The 17,918-nt window shown below is 65.6% G+C and carries 15 protein-coding genes; 7 read left to right on the plus strand and 8 right to left on the minus strand.

The annotated features are described in order from the left end of the window. Nucleotides 1-87 precede the first annotated feature (87 nt). The 3 genes from ACRCUN_RS08065 to ACRCUN_RS08075 all read left to right on the plus strand — a co-directional run bounded on the left by ACRCUN_RS08065 (nt 88) and on the right by ACRCUN_RS08075 (nt 5,109). Nucleotides 88-2,118, plus strand: a complete 2,031-nt coding sequence (locus tag ACRCUN_RS08065; RefSeq protein ID WP_462141111.1) for a toprim domain-containing protein — start codon at nt 88-90, stop codon at nt 2,116-2,118. A gap of 16 nt (nt 2,119-2,134) precedes the next feature. Beyond that, entirely contained in the window at nt 2,135-4,285 is a 2,151-nt protein-coding gene (locus ACRCUN_RS08070) for a DNA gyrase subunit A (RefSeq protein WP_462141112.1), read from the plus strand. 65 nt (nt 4,286-4,350) lie between these two features. Continuing rightward, nucleotides 4,351-5,109 carry a DUF1906 domain-containing protein gene (locus ACRCUN_RS08075; RefSeq protein WP_462141113.1) on the plus strand — a complete coding sequence of 253 codons (759 nt, stop codon included), beginning with the start codon at nt 4,351-4,353 and terminating at the stop codon, nt 5,107-5,109. On the opposite strand, the gene ACRCUN_RS08080 is transcribed toward ACRCUN_RS08075, so the two are convergent. Beyond that, a complete protein-coding gene (locus ACRCUN_RS08080) occupies nt 5,060-6,673 on the minus strand; it encodes a phospholipase D-like domain-containing protein (protein WP_462141347.1) in 1,614 nt (537 codons plus the stop codon). The two genes, ACRCUN_RS08075 and ACRCUN_RS08080, sit on opposite strands and share 50 nt — an antisense overlap. 367 nt (nt 6,674-7,040) lie before the next feature. On the opposite strand from ACRCUN_RS08080, the gene ACRCUN_RS08085 reads away from it, so the two are divergent. Both ACRCUN_RS08085 and ACRCUN_RS08090 read left to right on the plus strand, forming a co-directional pair. Then, nucleotides 7,041-7,928, plus strand: a complete 888-nt coding sequence (locus ACRCUN_RS08085) for a serine hydrolase (RefSeq protein WP_462141114.1) — start codon at nt 7,041-7,043, stop codon at nt 7,926-7,928. A 21-nt stretch (nt 7,929-7,949) separates the two neighbouring features. Then, on the plus strand, nt 7,950-8,849 hold the full coding sequence (locus ACRCUN_RS08090) for an SCO6745 family protein (protein ID WP_462141115.1): 900 nt from the start codon (nt 7,950-7,952) through the stop codon (nt 8,847-8,849). An 8-nt stretch (nt 8,850-8,857) separates the two neighbouring features. Here the strand turns inward: ACRCUN_RS08090 and ACRCUN_RS08095 are convergent, their stop codons facing one another. The 3 genes from ACRCUN_RS08095 to ACRCUN_RS08105 form a co-directional block, all read right to left on the minus strand. Beyond that, on the minus strand, nt 8,858-9,961 hold the full coding sequence (locus ACRCUN_RS08095; protein WP_462141116.1) for a coiled-coil domain-containing protein: 1,104 nt from the start codon (nt 9,959-9,961) through the stop codon (nt 8,858-8,860). 154 nt (nt 9,962-10,115) lie between these two features. Continuing rightward, nucleotides 10,116-10,337: an SBBP repeat-containing protein gene (locus tag ACRCUN_RS08100; protein ID WP_462141117.1), complete on the minus strand. Its 222-nt coding sequence runs from the start codon at nt 10,335-10,337 to the stop codon at nt 10,116-10,118. A 44-nt stretch (nt 10,338-10,381) separates the two neighbouring features. Then, nucleotides 10,382-11,746 carry an NAD(P)/FAD-dependent oxidoreductase gene (locus ACRCUN_RS08105; protein ID WP_462141118.1) on the minus strand — a complete coding sequence of 455 codons (1,365 nt, stop codon included), beginning with the start codon at nt 11,744-11,746 and terminating at the stop codon, nt 10,382-10,384. 91 nt (nt 11,747-11,837) lie between these two features. Between ACRCUN_RS08105 and ACRCUN_RS08110 the strand changes: the two genes are divergently transcribed. Continuing rightward, nucleotides 11,838-12,506 carry a TetR/AcrR family transcriptional regulator gene (locus ACRCUN_RS08110; protein WP_462141119.1) on the plus strand — a complete coding sequence of 223 codons (669 nt, stop codon included), beginning with the start codon at nt 11,838-11,840 and terminating at the stop codon, nt 12,504-12,506. A 1-nt stretch (nt 12,507) separates the two neighbouring features. Here the strand turns inward: ACRCUN_RS08110 and ACRCUN_RS08115 are convergent, their stop codons facing one another. Then, entirely contained in the window at nt 12,508-14,058 is a 1,551-nt protein-coding gene (locus ACRCUN_RS08115) for a carboxylesterase/lipase family protein (protein WP_462141120.1), read from the minus strand. A gap of 38 nt (nt 14,059-14,096) precedes the next feature. Between ACRCUN_RS08115 and ACRCUN_RS08120 the strand changes: the two genes are divergently transcribed. Beyond that, nucleotides 14,097-14,693 (plus strand): TetR/AcrR family transcriptional regulator, encoded by a 597-nt coding sequence (locus ACRCUN_RS08120; protein WP_462141121.1) that lies wholly within the window; start codon nt 14,097-14,099, stop codon nt 14,691-14,693. A 42-nt stretch (nt 14,694-14,735) separates the two neighbouring features. On the opposite strand, the gene ACRCUN_RS08125 is transcribed toward ACRCUN_RS08120, so the two are convergent. From ACRCUN_RS08125 to ACRCUN_RS08135, 3 genes are read right to left on the minus strand one after another with little or no spacing between them, the layout of a single operon-like run. Beyond that, nucleotides 14,736-15,689, minus strand: a complete 954-nt coding sequence (locus ACRCUN_RS08125) for a LysR family transcriptional regulator (protein ID WP_462141122.1) — start codon at nt 15,687-15,689, stop codon at nt 14,736-14,738. 17 nt (nt 15,690-15,706) lie between these two features. After that, entirely contained in the window at nt 15,707-16,924 is a 1,218-nt protein-coding gene (locus ACRCUN_RS08130; RefSeq protein WP_462141123.1) for a DUF3500 domain-containing protein, read from the minus strand. Nucleotides 16,925-16,940: 16 nt separating this feature from the next. Then, nucleotides 16,941-17,690 carry an RraA family protein gene (locus ACRCUN_RS08135; RefSeq protein WP_462141124.1) on the minus strand — a complete coding sequence of 250 codons (750 nt, stop codon included), beginning with the start codon at nt 17,688-17,690 and terminating at the stop codon, nt 16,941-16,943. Nucleotides 17,691-17,918 lie beyond the last annotated feature (228 nt).

Genomic DNA, 17,918 nt, shown 5'->3' on the forward strand with positions numbered 1-17,918 from the left:
CCTTGTCGATGAGAGGACCACAGGAACCCGCGGACATCGCGGCGTTTCGGTTCTGCCCACACCCGGCCCTGATGGAGAGGGATAGCAGTGAGTTACAGCGCCGCCGACATCACCGAGCTCGATGATGTCCAGCACACGCGGCTGCGGCCGGCGGTCAACCTGGGACTCGACGTACTCAACACCGCGCTGCGCGAGCTCGTGGACAACGCCATCGAGGAGGTCGCCGATCCCAGCCACGGCGGCTCCACCGTGACGATCACCCTGCACGCCGACGGATCGGTCAGCGTCGCCGACGACGGACGCGGGCTGCCCGTCGACTCCGATCCGGTCACGGGCAAGAACGGCATCGTCAAGACGCTGGGCACCGCGCGGGCCGGCGGCAAGTTCTCCGCACACGCCGACGCCACCAGCACCGGCGCGGGACTCAACGGAATCGGGGCCGCGGCAGCGGTGTTCATCTCCGCCCGTACCGACGTCACGGTGCGCCGCGGCGGAAAGACCTATCTGCAGAGCTTCGGCGGCGGCTATCCGGGCGTGTTCGAGGGTAAGGAATTCGACGCCGACGCCCCGTTCACCCGCGCCGACAACCAGAAATTGCGCGGTGCCGGCAACCGCAAACCCGATGCGCACGGCACCACGGTGCGCATCCTGTTCGACGCCGCCGTCGTGCCGGATTCCAGTATCGATATCGGCGAGGTGCTGTTACGGGCCCACGCGGCCGCACGGATGTCGCCCGGCGTGCACCTCGTGGTGGTCGACGAGGGCTGGCCCGGCGAGGAGATTCCGCCGGCGTTGATGGAACCGTTCAGCGGGCCGTGGGGCACCGAGACGCTGCTTGACCTCATGTGCGCCGCGGCAGGCACACCGCTGCCCGAGGTGCGCGCGGTCGTCGAGGGCCGTGGCGAGTACACCACGGGACGCGGCCCCACCCCGTTCCGCTGGTCGTTGACCGCCGGCCCGGCCGAACCGGCGACGGTGGCCGCGTTCTGCAACACCGTGCGCACCCCGAACGGCGGGTCGCACCTGACCGCCGCGGTGAAGGGACTGTCCGAAGCGCTTGCCGACCGTGCGTCCCGCATCCGCGACTTGGGCCTCGCCAAGGGTGAGGACGGTCCGGAAGCACAGGATTTCGCCGCCGTGACCGCGCTTGCCGTCGACACCCGAGCACCCGATGTGGCATGGGATTCCCAGGCGAAGACGGCGGTGTCGTCGCGGTCGCTGAATGTGGCGATGGCGCCGGATGTGGCACGCAGCGTCACGATCTGGGCGGCCAACCCCGCCAACGGCGACACCGTGTCGCTGTGGACGAAACTGGCCCTGGAGTCGGCTCGGGCACGGCGCAGCGCCGAGGGCGCCAAGGCCCGGTCGCGAGCGGCGTCGAAGGCCAAACTGGGTACGAATCTGTCGCTGCCGCCGAAGCTGCTGCCCAGCCGCGAGACCGGGCGGGGTTCGGGAGCGGAGCTGTTCTTGTGCGAGGGCGACTCGGCGCTGGGCACCATCAAAGCCGCGCGCGACGCCACGTTCCAGGCAGCCTTCCCGTTGAAAGGCAAGCCGCCCAACGTCTATGGGTTTACCGTGAGCAAGGCGCGCGTCAAAGATGAGTTCGATTCGATCGAGCGCATTCTGGGCTGCGGAGTGCGTGACAACTGCGACCCCGAGCAGTGCCGCTATGACCGGATCTTGTTCGCCTCCGACGCCGATCCGGACGGCGGCAACATCAACTCCAGCCTGATCTCGATGTTCCTGGACTTCTACCGCCCGCTCGTCGAAGCAGGCATGGTGTACGTGACGCTGCCGCCGCTGTTCGTGGTCAAGGACGGCAACGAGCGGATCTACTGCCAGGACGAGTCCGAGCGTGATGCGGCCGTGGCCCAGTTGAAAGCGAAGTCCAAGCGCAAGGTCGAGGTGCAGCGCAACAAGGGTCTCGGCGAGATGGATGCCGACGACTTCTGGAATACCGTGCTGGATCCGCAGCGGCGCACCGTCATTCGCGTGCACGCCGACGACGCTGAGAAGAAGTTGCACCACACATTGTTCGGTGGGCCACCGGAGGGCCGGCGCACGTGGATGGCCGATGTCGCCTCCCGTGTCGACACCTCAGCGCTGGATCTGACGTAGGACCTAGGAAAACACTGTGACCGCCACCCTGGACATTCCCGAGCAGAACGCCGACCTGGTGCTCGACCAGAGCGCCGATGACTACTGGAACCACTACCAGCTGACCTTTGCGCTCTACAGCGTCAGCGACCGGGCCATCCCCTCGGCGTTCGACGGGCTCAAGCCGGGCCAGCGACGGCTGCTGTACCAGATGCACGAGTCGAAACTGCTGCCCGGCAACAAACCGCAAAAGTCCTCGAAGGTGTGCTCGGCCGTCACCGGCAACCTGCACCCGCACGGCGGCGCGTCGATGTACGGGGCGGCCGCCTTGATGGCCGCCGAGTTCCAGCGCGTGAAAGTCATTGACGGACAAGGCGCATTCCCCCGCATCCAGGGCGACATCCCGGCGGCCGACCGCTACACCGAGATGCGGTTGTCCGCCCCCGGTGCGGCGCTGACCGCCGAACTCAACGACCATGCCGTGCCGATGGTCTCGACGTTCGACGGCGAGTGGATCGAGCCGACGGTGCTGCCCGCCCAATGGCCGGTACTTCTTTGCAACGGTGCCGTCGGCATCGCCGAGGGCTGGGCCACCAAGGTGCCCGCGCACAATCCCCGCGAGGTGATGGCCGCCTGCCGGGCACTGCTGAAAACCCCGAACATGACCGACGACAGGCTCGTGAAACTCATCCCCGGCCCCGACTGGGGGTGCGGGGCGACCGTGGTGGGCACCGCCGGGCTGCGGGAGTACATCACCACGGGCCGCGGCGCGTTCACCGTGCGCGGCACGGTGTCCGTCGACGGGAAGAACTGCATCATCACCGAGCTGCCGCCCGGTGTCGCGAGTAACACTGTGCAGGACCGGATCCGGGCCCTCGTCGACTCCGGCGAACTGTCCGGAGTGGCCGACATGTCCGATCTGACCGACCGCCGCAACGGCCTGCGGATCGTCGTGACCGCCAAACGCGGCCACAGCGCCGAGCAGATCCGCGAGCAGCTGCTCGCGCTGACGCCGCTGGAGTCCACGTTCGCGGCGAGCCTGGTCGCGCTCGACGAGGACCGGGTGCCGCGCTGGTGGTCCGTGCGCGAACTGATCTCGGCATTCCTGCACCTGCGTGATTCGGTGGTGCTGCGGCGCAGCGAGTATCGGTTGGAGAAGGTCACCGCACGCCGCCACCTGGTGGCGGGCCTGATGCTCATCCACCTCGACATTGACGCCGCCGTCGCGGTCATTCGCGGATCCGACACCGTCGACGAGGCCCGTCAGGGTCTGCAGGAGCGGTTCAAGATCGACGTTGAGCAAGCCGATTATGTTCTTGCACTGCAGCTTCGGCGGCTGACCAAGCTCGATGTGATCGAGCTGCAGGCCGAAGCCGAGAAGCTGGACGCCGAGTTCGCCGAACTCACCGAGCTGGTGTCCAACCCCGATGCACGTCGGAAGGTGATCGACCAGGAACTGGTCGAGACCGCAAAACTGTTCAAGGGACCCGAATTCGACCGTCGTACCGTGCTCGACTTCGATGCCACACCGGTCGCGTCGTCCGCCGCCGACGATGGCGCGCGTGAGCGCAAGGTCAATGCCTCCTGGCGCCTCGACGACCGCGGCGTGTTCTCCGACAGTCACGGTGAGCTGCTCACCTCCGGCTTGGGTTGGGCCGTCTGGACCGACGGGCGAATCAAATTCACCACTGGTGGCGGTCTGCCCTACAAGATCCGCGACATCCCGGTGGCCCCGGACATCACGGGTCTGCTGCGCTCTGGTGTGCTGCCCGACGGCTACCACATGGCGCTCGTGACCCGGCGGGGCAAGATCCTGCGGATCGACCCCGCGGCCGTCAATCCGCAAGGCGTGGCGGGCAACGGCGTGGCCGGGGTGAAACTGGCGGGCGATGGCGATGAGGTCATCGCGGCGCTGCCCATCTCGTGTGAGAACGGCGAGGCGATCCTGTCGATCTCCGAAAAGGGCTGGAAAGTCACCGAAGTCGCCGACATCCCGGTGAAGGGACGCGGCGGCGCCGGCGTCGGATTCCATCCCTTCGTCAACGGCGAGAATGCGCTGCTGTCGGCGTCCATCTCAGTGACCGGCTTCGTGCGCGGCAAGAGAGCGGTGCGTGCCGAGAACCGGGCGAAGGCTTCGGTCAAGGGGTCGGGGACGGACGTCACGCCGGCCGCCCCGGCTCTCAATTAGGACACGAGCCGACATCGACCGGTGCGTCACATTGTTAACATCAATCACTTTGTTAACATCGCGACGTGCAGGTTTCCCGGCGTGACGCGCTGCGCTATGCCACGGCGCTGGCGGGCTTAGGTGTGGCAGCAGGCATCGGCGCGCCCACGGCGTCGGCCGCCGCCCCCACACTGATCGACTTCGCCATGCGCCAGATTCCGGCGCAAGATATCCGGGCCGCCGGCCACGCCGGGGTGATCAACTACGTCTCGACATCGCGTCCGGGCTCGTCCTTCGGAGCCAAGCCGATCACCCTGCCCTACGCCCGGGAGCTGACCGCCGCCGGGCTGATCATCGTCAGCAACTACCAATACGGCAAGCCGGGCGGTACAGCGCCGTCGGACTTCACCCGCGGGTACGCCGGCGGCGTCGCCGACGCTCGCACCGCCTGGCAACTGCATACCGCGGCGGGCGGCGGCCGGAGTGCACCGATCTTCTTCAGCGTTGATGACGATATCGACCAGAACACCTGGAACAACGTTGCGCTGCCGTGGTTTCGCGGCATCAACTCGGTGATCGGAGTGCAGCGCACCGGTATCTACGCTGGCATCCGACCGTGCCAGTGGGCTATCGCCGACGGTGTCATCGGGAAATCGAGCACGCCCGGCCGCGCGTGGGCATGGCAGACGCGGTCCTGGTCTGGGGGCCAGGTCCACCCCGCCGCAGTTCTCTACCAGCGCATCATCGACACCGCGTCGAATCCCGGCCCGGTGGTCGGCGGCATCCGCGTCGACGTCAACGACGTCCTGGCTCAGGATTGCGGTCAGTGGAACAAGCATCCGTGACGGTGTGATCTGAGCCGTGTCCCGGCCGGGCGTCGGTGGTTCGCGACGATCCTGCCAACCAACCTTCGACAAATGACACCACGCCGGAGCGCCGCAACGGCGCGGTCACCAGTCGTTCGGCCAGGCGGAACGTGCTCTGCGCGAGGGATGGTGGAACCTGCGACGGGTCCATCAGATCGTTCTCGGCGAACGGACTGGCATCCGCCGACACCATGGTGTCGGTCAGCTTTCGGAGTGACCGCCCGGTCCCCCGCAACGCTTCGACACCCTGGAGGAACGACCCGTGGCGCTGCATCGAGTCACGGAAGTCGACAACGGAAACTCCGAGATGCTCGGCCACGAGACTGTCTCGGGTGAAAAGGATTTGGCGTTCGATCTCCGCAGAGGTCACGCAAGCGGGGTCTGCTTCCAGTGCGATGTCGCACTCGCTGTCGAATCCGAGTGACCTGTTGTTGAAGTTGGACGAGCCGATCCGAAGCACTCGACCGTCGACCACCATCACCTTCGAGTGCACATACACCGTGACCCCGTTACCGGCAACGGGCCAATAGACTCCCAGCCGCCCATGCAGATCTGCCGACCGGAGCACATCCATGAGTCGCTCACGGGCGCTGTCCATCGACTGTTGTTCCAGACGACTCTCGGAGCTACGCGGAAGAACCATCACGACTTCGGGTCCGTCCGGTTCACGCAACCGCGCGGCGATCGCCTCCGCGATGCCACGCGCGGCAAAGTACTGGTTTTCCAGGTAGATGACATCTCGAGCGGCGGCTATACCAGCCAGGTTGAGGGCTTCGACTTCGCGTACCTCGGTGCGCTGCGCGAGCGCGGGAAGCGTCCGCGCGATGCCGACCGTGACGTTGCGCAGTGCGGCATTGAGCCCGGCGGGCCAAGCTGATTCCGACCGACGCACCGAATCCAGTGATTCTCCGGTCGCACCATTCCACCGGTCGCGAGCCTGCTGCGCGAGTAGATGCGCGGCGTCTCCGTCGACCGCTACGGCAACCTCGTGACGCGGACCGTAGACACCGCCGGGGCCGTGCCGACGGCGGTCATCGGGAAGGTGTGCACGAATGTCCCAGCGGCCAATCGTCAGGTCGATACCGCCGCAGAATGCCATTGCATCATCGATCGCCACAATCTTCTGGTGATGCACCGCGCCGGTAGGGTGTGCCCCGTCGACTGCGAAATGCATTCGTGCCGAGGTGAATTGGTTCAACAGCCCAACAGGTGCGACACCGAACCAGAAGCCGTCGAACGCGGGCAGGAGCCGCAGGTTTGACTTCAGGAGGTAGACATTGAGTTCGCGACGGCGCCACAACAGCCAATGGAGGAAAGGGCCGAGCTGATTGGGTCCGGCCAACGTGTGTTCGCCCCGCTCAAAGGCCGTGCGGTAGTCCAGGTCCCAGCCGATCAGGACGATTCGGCTGTATGCGTTCAACATCGCGGCCTTGACGTGATACAGATAGTCGGCGCCGTCGACAATGTGCGCGTAGCGATCGGCCTGAGCGGTCCGCCAGCACGTCCTACCCCGCACGACTACCTGCGCGTGGTCATGGCCCACGATGTCACGCCTCGATTCATCGTTGTCCACGGTCACCACTTCCGTCGAATCGGCGGGCTGCTACTCAGGACGCGGTTCTCGATTATCTTCCGTCATTGATGCATCGGGCGACAGTCGGCGGGCTCGTGGACTGGCGTTCACGACATGCCGGGGGATCGCCCAACCTCTGCGCGGACCTTGTTGTCGGCTGCGTGTTTCGCGGCACTCAAGTGTTTGCGAGCGTGTTCTGCGGGGCACACCAGCGGGCAGCGTTTCGAACGCCAGATCACCGCTCACCGGGAATCGGTGGGGGTGGGCCGGTTAGGCTGGGTTACCGGTGGGCACGCGTCCATCCCAAGTCACCTGGCTCAGAATCTTCGGAGGACTTATGCGGCCGCAGCTGTCGAAGTGGGCGATGACGACCATGGCAGTTGTCGGGGTGGCGGCGCTCGTAGCCGGCTGCGAGGCACAAGCGACGGCCACGCCGGCCACCCCGCAAGCGCCGATGCCCGCGCTGCCCCAAAGTCCGCCCGCCGCGCCCTTCGACGGACTCGACGCCCGCACCCAGCAAGCCGCTGCCGCTGCGGCGGAGTCTGGAGCCGACATCACAGTCGCCGTCCTGGACCGCAACACCGGCCAGATCATCTCCACCGGCGCCAATCAACCCTTCCCGATCGCCTCCGTGGTGAAGCTGTTCATCGCCGACGACCTGCTGCTGCAGGAATCCAAGGGCGAGACGAAACTGACTCCTGCCGACCGCAAGTCACTCGACATCATGCTGCGCTCCTCCGACGACAGCGCGGCCCAGAACTTCTGGGATCGCAGTGGAGGAAACGCCGTGATCTCCCGCATCGTGGCGCGGTACGGATTGACGGGCACGACGGCGCCGTACAACGGGCATTGGGACGTCACGCAAAGCACCGCAAGCGATCTCGTTCGCTACTACGACATGCTGCTGAACGGCGCGGGCGGATTGCCACCCGAACAGGCCAACGTGATCATCGGCAACCTCGCGCAGTCCACACCGTCGGGAACCGACGGGTACCCGCAGCGGTTCGGCATCCCCGACGGGCTCTATGCGGAGCCGGTTGCGGTCAAGCAGGGCTGGTTCTGCTGCTGGAACGGCGGCAACCAGTTGCATGTGTCCACCGGCGCAATCGGTCCCGAACGTCGCTATGTCATGGCGATCAGCTCACTGGATCCCACCAGTGCCGGCGCTGCCCGTGAGAACATCACGCAGGCCGTCAAGACGATGTTCCCGCAGGGGCGCATCTAGACGTCGCTGAGGAAGGAACCCGTGAACGACAGCGAATTCTCCATGCGGGCGCGGCGCATAGCATCTGCGCTGGAACCCGTTGCCGGGCAGGTGTACTTCTCCCCGGAATGCCACGCCAATTACGAGGCGCTCGGATTCGGGCCCAGTCCAGGTGAATTCGGCGGTGTCGCCGGTCCCGAGATGGAGTCTTACTTCAGCAGCCGGGGTTCGGTGATGGGCCAGGTTCCGGGCGCGGTGATCGCCGCCGCATTTGGAGTGTTCAATCCCGTAATCGTCGAGAAGTTGGTCGAGCGCGCGTGGCAGAAGGTCGACGCACGCACCATCTGCCAGGCCCGCGATGACGGGGCCATCGCGCAGTTGCGCCGCATACTCGGCGACCGACCGGACAACGTCGAGTATGTGCGCGACGTTCTTGCCAGAGCCGCGGATGTCCTGGAGCCGTACGGCAAGCCGCTGTACGCCGGACTGACCGCCTGCCGACGCTTCGACGATCCGCTTGCCGACGCCTGGCGGCTGGCCGACCGGCTTCGCGAGTTCCGGGGCGACGCCCATGTGGCCGCGTGGACGACAACCGGTGTCGACGCCTGCCAGATCGGTCTACTCACCGAACTGTATTGGGGCTTGCCGGCCCGCTCGTACTCGCGCACCCGGATGTGGAGCGAACAGCAGTACGACGCCGCCGAGGCCGCGCTCGAGGCTCGCGGCCTGCTTGCCGACCATCGGCTCACGGACAACGGCCGCGCGTTTCGCGAGGAGATCGAGCTGGCTACCGACGTGCAGTGTCGGCCGCTGGTGGAGGCGATCGGCGCCGATTACGAACGCCTGCTTGGGATTCTGACGGATTGGGGTGCGGCGATCCGCACCGCCAAGGGCTACCCAGCCTCCGGCCCGCACGATCTGGCCGAACTCGCCGACCGGTAGCTCGTCGGTCAGCGGCGCGGTGTCGTGGTGATGTGCACGTGGTCGTAGTGACCGTAACCCGATGCCTGCGGACCCGCCGGCGTGTAGTACGTGCCACGCCAGATCACATCCTGTAGTCCGAATCGGGCTGCATTGCTCATTGCGAACGCGAGGATCTCGTCGCCGAGCGCGATGCCCTCGGGGCTTTCGGGGTTGGGAATCATGATGTCGATCGCCAGACCGTTCGGATGCCACGGCTTCGAGTCCGGCCGCACACCGTCGATGTCGGCGATCTGCGGAAACCGTGCGCTGACAGCCCGGGCGGCCAGGACGGTGTTGGGTTGTAACCCTGCCTCGTTCGCGACGCCGACGGGCAACGCCTCCGGGATATCGACGCGAGCAGCCGCGAGAGACTGTCCGGGTTCGACGGGAGGCTGGCCGGGCATCGCGACGATCGCCGGGTCTGCCGGAGCCGGCGCACTCGGCGGCGGGCTCGCATTGTCGACCACCGCTTGTTGTTGCGGTGTCAACGCCGCGTACTGCGCCTCCGCGGCGGCGATCTGCCGCATCAGGTCACGCCACTTGGCCTCGAGGTCTGCGTGCACCGCAGAGGCCCGCTCCGCCGCGGCGCGAGCGTCGGCGGCCGATCTTTCCGAGGCCTTGGCGGCGGTGGCCGCGCGCTCACGTGCTGCGTGAAAGGCCTTCAACTGCTCGGCGGTCTGGGCGGCTACCGTCTGGTGAAGCGACAGCTGGTCGATCAGCTGTTGCGGGGAGGCTGCGGTCAGCACCGCCACCATCTCACCGGTACTTCCACTCATGTAGGTCATCGCTGCCACCCGGTCGGCCGCGGCCTGATGGGGCGCGAGCTGAGCGTTCGCGGCCTCGAGGCCCGCGAGGTCGGCACGATGGCGGTCCACGGCCGCTGTCTGCTCGGCCAGTCTGGCATCGGCATCGCGTTGGGCATTCGTGACTGCCTCACGCGTCTGGACTGCCTGACGGGACAACTCGTCGAGCTTCGCCAGCGCGTCAGCCGCAGGGTCAGCTTTGACGTCACCAAACGACGTCGCCAGCACCAGGACCGCGGCAGCCGAACCCAACACCGTTCGCCGCAGTAACTGGCGCACCCGGGTCATTCGGTCTGTCTCGATCCTTCATGTGCAAGGACCTAACTTGGCCCGGCGGTGTGTGACTCGGACAGGCTACGAACTCGCTCAGAGGATGTCCACCCGTCCTTTACAACTGGTTGACGAGCCGCAACATGCTGTGCGTGTGCGGTGCTTTGCGGCGCTACTCGGCACCGAGCCTGATGATCTGACGTCCTCGGTCTCTGATCGCGGCGATGACGTAGACGTTGCCATCACCGTCGACGGCAATTCCGGTTGGGCTCTTGATGGCGCTGAATGGTAGCTGGGCACGGTCAAGTCCACTCGTCCGGCAAACCGGGACGCCGTGTTCGCCGCCTGCAACGGCACATCTACAGACGGCGACGTCGCGGTCTCCTGCGAACATGCCACCGTGCCGGCCACGACGGTTGCTATGGCCCACCTAATGATTCACTTGCTCGCATCCGGGCTGACCGAATTGTTCCGTACGGGCTTGGAGACGACGGCGCGACGCGCGCGTCGGCCGCCGGCAGGTGGCGGCGTTGTGCGGGTCCAGCGCGCGCGGCGGATTTCGTCGCGGATCGCGGCCGCGATTTCCTTGCTCGTGGCGCCGATTTGGTCTGGGTGGTCGCGGAGCGTTCGCCCGGCGGCGACGGCGAGCCGCCTTCTGGTCAGCAGCTGCGCCGGTTTGAGCTCGTGGTTGAGCACCCGAAGCAGCGTCATCGTCGCGTCCGAGTCCGCCGCGATGTCACGCAAGACCTGGGTGACCAGCGGGGTCGGCGGCCCGGGCTTGCCCATGTCTGTGGCCAACCAGTACATGGGAAGGGCGTCGTGGTCGCGCCAGCGCCACCACCGCTGTGTCGCGGCGTCGACGGCGCGGTGGTCGGCGAGGTCAGCAGGCAGGGTCTCGGCGAGACGTTCGGCTTGCCGCAGCGCATCGGCGATGCCCTGTGCAGGCGTGAAGTCTTTGAAGTGCCCGGCATCGCCGAGCAAGACCCAGCCGGGCCCTGCGGCCTGACGGAAGTAGCCGTGCCACTTGGTCATTACCCGAATGGGGCCTACTCGTCGGCTGCCGACGAGCAGGTCAGCGAGTTCGGGCCAGCCGGCAATGCGGGCGTCGAATCCCGCGTCGCGGTCCACGCCTAGACCCGCGCCATCAGCGATGCACGCCATATAGAGCCCGGAATCAGCGGGGCTGGCGAGGTATGCATGCTCACCGATGCGAGCGAGTCGCAGCCTTCCTTCCCGCTCGGCGACTCCCTCGAAGTACGCCCAGGCCGGCACACGGCCCCCAGTGGTAGTCAGGTACTCCGGCACTCCGATAGCCGCGGCGACGGTGGACTGCCGACCGTCGGCACCGACGACCAGACGCGCACGGATCGGTCCCCGCTCGGTCTCGACGCCGACGACCCGTTTGCCGGCGGTGAGCAGACCGGTCGTCTTCACCCCGGTGCGCACGTCCGCTCCCGCTGTCGCCGCCGTGTCGACCAGCACCTCGTCGAGGGTTAATCTCCGCACGCACAGTCCCGACCGCGAGAAGATGGCGGGATCGAGCTTGCCGTCAATACGCACATCCTCGTTGACCAGCGTGAAGCGATCGAGCGGCACTGCGCCGGTCCCCAACACCGCGTCCAGTGCACCGATGCGTTCGAGCACTTCCAACCCACACGGCTGGATGACGTGCGTGGATGGCGTTTCGGACGGGAACCGAGCCTTATCCACCACACACACGCTCAACCCCTGGCGCGCGAGCATGACTGCCAACGGGGAGCCCGCACACCTCGCGCCGACTATCACCACATCGAAGGTCTCCATCGGCCGCCCCAACCTCGTGAACTTACCAATGGTTAGTCTGGCGCAACCGCCACATCTTATCAATGGTTAGATCGTAGGTTAGGATCGCGCCGTGTCGGCCAACCCTCGGTCCTACCACCACGGCAACCTGCGAGAAGCCGCGATCACGGCAGCAATCGAAGAGGTTGAACGCGTCGGCGCCGCCGCGGTAAGCATGCGCGAGGTCGCGCGCCACGCCGGCGTGACACATGCTGCGCTGGCCTACCAGTTCGGCGACAAGGCAGGCTTGTTCACCGCGGTCGCCACCGAGGGTTTCCGCCTAGCCGCCGTCGCCATCGGGTCAGCAGCGACGGGTCCCGACGCCTTCCTGAACGGCGGGATGGCCTACGTCATGTTCGCCCTCACCCACCCGGGCCACTACGAGGTCATGTTTCGCCCCGACCTCTACAGCAACGATGATCCCAACCTCATCGAAGCGCGGAACGCGGCCTTCTCGATCCTCTACGACAGCGCGCGGACCAGCCTGGACGCATCGCCCGACCACGACATCACCGGCGTCGTCATCGCCGGATGGTCGATGTCACACGGCTTAGCTGCCCTCTGGCGCACCGGCAACTTGCGCGGCCGGATCACCGACGACCCGACTCAACTGGCACGCCAGATCACTGAAGGCATCATCGAACTCGGAGAGCTCGCCAGCCGCCGCTTCGAGGCCCTCGACAAACCAAAGCTCGGTCCCGGGCCAACGCCGACCAACGACGGCACGGTGCCAACCGAGTAGGTCACGAGCGCGTGCCCCCGGGGGCGGTCCCGAGAAGTGTGAACGGGGTCGGCGGATGGCCGAGCCACATCCGCCGCGACTTTTCCTCGGGATAGGGGGTGGTACAGGAGGGTGTCGTTAGGACTCGGGTCGCTCGCTGGTCTGTGCTGTAGCGGGGCCATCCGGGTTGGCCTGCGGTGATGAATCCGACCCATGCCTGGTGGAGTTCGTGCGACACCGCGAAGGCATCCGCCGTGGGGTGGTCTCCGAAGAAAAGTCGGCCGGTGGGACTGTCGAGGGTCGCGAAGGCCAGTGGGACGTCGATGCTGTGACACGCTCCGTAATGCTTTGTGGCATAGGAGAGTTCGAAGACAAACGTGTTGCCTCCGGCTTCGGTGTTTGCTTCTGCCAGCAAAAGCGACGGCATGCGGAAGGTGGCATCCGAGTACACGATTTCCACGAGTTCCTCCGGACCGGCGTCGGGAAAGGCCGAGCGGTATGCGCCTGGACCGTCGGGACGCGGAGCGAACACTTCCATCGCTGTGATCGCATCGTTGTCGGTGAAGGTGCCCCGGACGCCCATCATGATGCTGAAGAGCCGGAATTCGTCGCGAGTATGGCCGACGAGGAGATCGATCCCTTCAGCACGACCCTCAGTGAGGGCGGCCCACGGCGTGTGGACAAGGAGTTCTCCGTCGACCACCGGGCAGACGGTGATGCCCAGGTGAGCCAGGCGGCCCCAGCGTTCGCGATAGGAGGGCATGTCGACGCACAGTGCGGTGACCTCGTCGGCCAGGCGCTGTGGGGCGACGGTGCAGAGCCCTTGTGCTGTGGCCGCGACACCTAGGCGATGGGCGAGCGTAGCGGTCACTTCCTTGGCCAGTGCAGGCGTGCAGTGCAGTCCGGGAACCGAGTGGGTGATGGCCCGGTGAAACAGTGAGCGGGCGCGGGGGATTGCGAGAAGTGCGGCGACTGACCCGGCTCCGCCGGATGTCCCGGCGACGGTGACGCGGGTCGGGTCTCCGCCGAAACCGGCGATGTTGTGCTGAATCCATTCCAACGCCGCGATTTGATCGAGGAGGCCGCGGTTCGGCGGAGCGCCGTCGATCAGGGCGAAACCTTCCGCGCCCATTCGGCATTGGACGCTGACTACGACGATGCCTGCGTCGGCCAGGGCGGTGGGATCGGTCATCGGGTCGGCCGCGGTGCCGGCCATGTAGCCGCCGCAGCACAGCCACACCAGCACGGGCAATCCCGTCGTGCCGGCGTCCGGGGTGCACACGTTGAGTGTCAGCCAGTCTGGATCTGGGGACGGGTCCGCCTGCGGGCCTGGGCCGGATTGCGGTGGAGCTGGACCGAATTCGACCGCGCGCCGAACGCCGTCCCACGAGGCGACAGGTGCGGGAGCAGCGAATCGCAGCGCACCGACCGGGGGCTGGGCGTAGGAGATGCCGCGGAAGTCGGCGTTCCCTCGCCGTAGTCGACCCTCAACGAGCCCTTGCTCTGTTCGGACGCGCGGATGTCCGTGCATGCCTGCTCCCAACTGTTCGATGCGCCGACGGTAATCATCCACCTGTATTATTTCAAGTGTATTGGACCGTAGGAGGCCAAATGCCGAAACAGGTCGATCACCGCGAGCGTCGCGAGACGATCGCTCGCGCTCTATGGCGTGTGGTGGATCAACGCGGGGTTCAGCGCTTGAGTCTGCGTGAGGTGGCGGCAGAGGCCGAGATGTCACATGGCCAGCTCCAGCACTACTTCGCGAGTCGCCAGGAGTTGCTTTCGTTCGCGATGGACTTCGCTGCCGAGCAGACTGCTCAGCGAGTGGCGCGTGGTCTGCAGGCGCTTGGCGCGGCACCGCACCCTCGAGACGTCCTGCGGTTGACACTCATCGAAATGCTGCCGCTGCACGACGATGCGCGCGCGACGAGCCGAATGAACGCCGCTTATGTTCTCGAAGCACTGCACGACAACCTAATTCGCGATCGTGCGCGGGAAGGCTTACGTCAGGGACGAGAACAGGTCAAAGACCTTATCGCGCAAGCGATCAGTGATGGAAAGATCGCTGGCGGTCGCGACGCGAACATCGAAACCGACCGCATCCTTGCGTTGACCGGCCTGACGCCGCTTCTCGACCTGGACGTCATCAATCCTGCGGAGGCTCTCGCCGCAATCGATCGGCATCTCGATGAACTCTTCACCTCGTAGCGAATTCGGAGTCGCTGTCGCGTCGGGGGTCCGGACTCTGGTCTACATGTCGTCGGAGCGAACGAGATCGTCTCCTGTCGCGAGGTCGGTTGCAAGTTGCTGCCGGATCTCCCCCGGCACGCGCACGCCCCGCGCCCGAAGTTCGCCGATGAAGCGGGCGGCGAGTGGGTCAGGCGCTGCGGGAGTGATGGCCACGAGCTGGCGAAACCAGCGGGGTGAGAAGGACCGTACGGCTCCGGGAAAGCCTTCGCCGACCGCACTGATCGGTGTGATGGCAACGCCGATCCCCGTTGCGGCGAGCTGGGGTGCGGATGCTGTCACCGCGGTTCTCATCACGGGATCCGGACGAACGCCGGCCTCGGCGAGCGAATAGTCAAGCCAGGAGACGAGACCATTCTCAGGTGCGAAGTGAACGATTGGAACGCCGTCGAGTTGATCGAGTCGCACTGCGGATTGTTTGGACAGGAAATGATCCAATGTTGTTGTCAGGACGACCTCTTCCTCAGCGACCGGAGTGACGGTGAACCGGTCAGGAATGGAAGTGGGCGCGGCTACGAACGTCACATCCACCTCATCGTCGTCGAGGACTTGCAATAGCACGTCCATCGAGGTCGATTCCCGCAGCGTGAACATCACTGCGCTATCGCTGTGGAGCCATCGTTGGATCACCGGGGCGAGGAACGCGACCGTGAGGCTCTGCGCGCACGCGAGCCGCAACGACCCGCTGGCGCCTTCCCCGACGACGCGCGCTGAGCGCACCGCCGCCGCGGCGGCGGCGAGGGCCCGCCGCGCGTCGGACAGGGCCGCACGACCGGCGGGCGTCAGCCGCACTCCGCGTCCTTCGCGATGGAACAACTGCGTGCGTGTCTCACGTTCGAGTGCGGCGAGCTGTTGAGACACCGCGGGCTGCGACGAATGCAGCGCTTCCGCGGCGCGGGTGATCGATCCGTGGTCAGCTACTGCCACCAGGGACTCAAGTGCCCGCAATGACACCATCACCGCAGGTTACCTGTTTAAACCTCGTCGGGACGGTGTGCCCTGAGCGCGCCATGCGCCGTGTGGTGGTGATGGGCAAGGGTGTCGACTCCGAAGTCACCCGTTGGATCCCTCCACACCGCGTGAATGTGGTTGGCGCGGCGTTGGGTGTTGTCGTACTCGATCAGAATTCCTGGACCTTGGATGCGGTAATAGTGCGGTTCGCCGGCGTTCATCGCCCCGGCCCACGCGACGTGCAGCGCGTCCAACTGGTCATCACCCCGGTATCGAACGCGGTACGACTCGGCGATCGGTTCGGCCGCCCGGGTGAAGTACAAGTCGAGCAGAATCCGGAGTACGTCCCGCTGTGTCGTCGTCATGGCGCCGGCAGGCAGTCCTTTCGGAATCCCGGTCAACGCGACTTGGGCGTCGTCTTCGGCCGAGTAACCGGAGCCGGCCTGCATCGCTTCGTTGACCTGGTCGAGCTTGGTCGCCACCTGACTGTCGGTGAACCGACCGCGGAACACATCCGGCAAAGGGAGCCGCTGATTGCCCTCGGATACCAGGGAGCGGTTTGCTCCGACGAGATCCGACACCGCCCGGGGATGAATCAGCGCACGCGTCCGCTGGTCGGTATCGAAGGATCTCATCAGGTCAAGGGCGACGTCCTGCACGCTGACCAGCGGTTGCAGCACACCGCCGATCAACGGCGCAGCGGCCGGGTCCGCCCCCAGAAACAGCGGGGTTGTGGATACGACGCGTCCGTCGACGATCAGTTGATTGACGGAGACATGATGACCGCCGAATCGCCAGCCCCACAGCCGGTCACCCGGCGACCCGAACACGCTTACGTAGTACATGCCGGGGTCTCTGCCGCGATCTCGTTCGAAGGTCATCGACCACCCCTCCAGGCGGTCGAGCACGTTCTCCATGCCCATGACCGTGACCAGGGTGACGTACCCGGCCTCTGAGAGTCCGGCCGCAAGAATCTGCATCGCCAGGCGATGCTGGGCCGGGCGCTGGTCGACCAACGGAAGTCCGCCGTGATCGGTCGGAGTATAGAACCAGAGCAACCGCTCCTCCTCCGAGTTGCCGGGAGGTCCGAAGGTGGCTCGTGCGAGCTGCTCGCTGGACAAACTCTCAAGCCATGCCGCAACTTTGGCGGCCAGCTCGATCGCGAGAGGTCGTGTCGCGTCGAGCGCGCCGATCTCGGCGGGAGTGCGGGGCGGCCGGACGGTGAACGTGTCGAAAGTCATTGCCGAATATATGGTTTCAGTCTGTCCCGCCGTACAGATAGTCGATAAGGCCGTCGACCGGTTCGTCGGCCTTCAGCAGGGCATCGAAACCGATCTCGGACGCCGCGATCTGCTCTGCTCGCTCAAGAACTGTGGGGATTAGATCGCGTGGAATGCAACAAATCCCGGTCTCGTCGGCGACGATGAGATCGCCGGCCGTGACCTGGATGTCGGACAGCCGGATCTTTCCGTTCACCTCGGTGGTGATGCTGCGCCACTTGCCGGTGACCGGAGTGTGGTCACGCGACCACACCGGGAAGTCCAAGGAGCGCGATCTCCCCAGATCGCGGACGCCGCCGTCGACTATCGCACCCGCCACGCCCTGCCGCTTTGCCACCGAAGCCATCAAGCCACCCATGTTCGATACCTCAGCAAGGCCCTCGATGACCAAGACGTCCCCTGGGCTCGCAGTCCTGAGGGCGAGGATTTCGGCCATGCGCCAATCCTTGTCGGACACCGCGGCATACGCAGACCGCGACTGACCCACGTTACGCACCGTCGTGGCGTTTCCGACGATTCGTTCCTTCGGCATCGACGGACTCAGGCGTGAGGTGGGAATCGCACCGCGCACGCCCAACTCGTCCAGCACATCGGACACAGTGCTGGACAGGTCATCAAGGGCGAGGAAACGCTGAATGGTCGTGGTGTCGGTCGGCGGGAGCGGATCGTGAATCGTCACCCAGTCAAACCTGACATCGACAGATCCGGCGTACCTTCGGTCGGTCATCAACTCTCCTCTTCAAAACACTTTGTAATGCAATCGGTTTCGATGCGAATAACGCGGTACCGCCAATCGCTCAACCGTATCCGAGACCGGTTTCACGTGCCCTTCGATCTTTGAATGGCAGCCATTCGCCAATCTTTTGGATCGCCACCTCCGGGTTATGACGGTTTTCCCGTACTTGCCAAGGAGTTCCAAATCACTTAGCGTTCAACATCACTCGTGTATCACATG

The organism is Mycobacterium venezuelense (assembly GCF_054919535.1).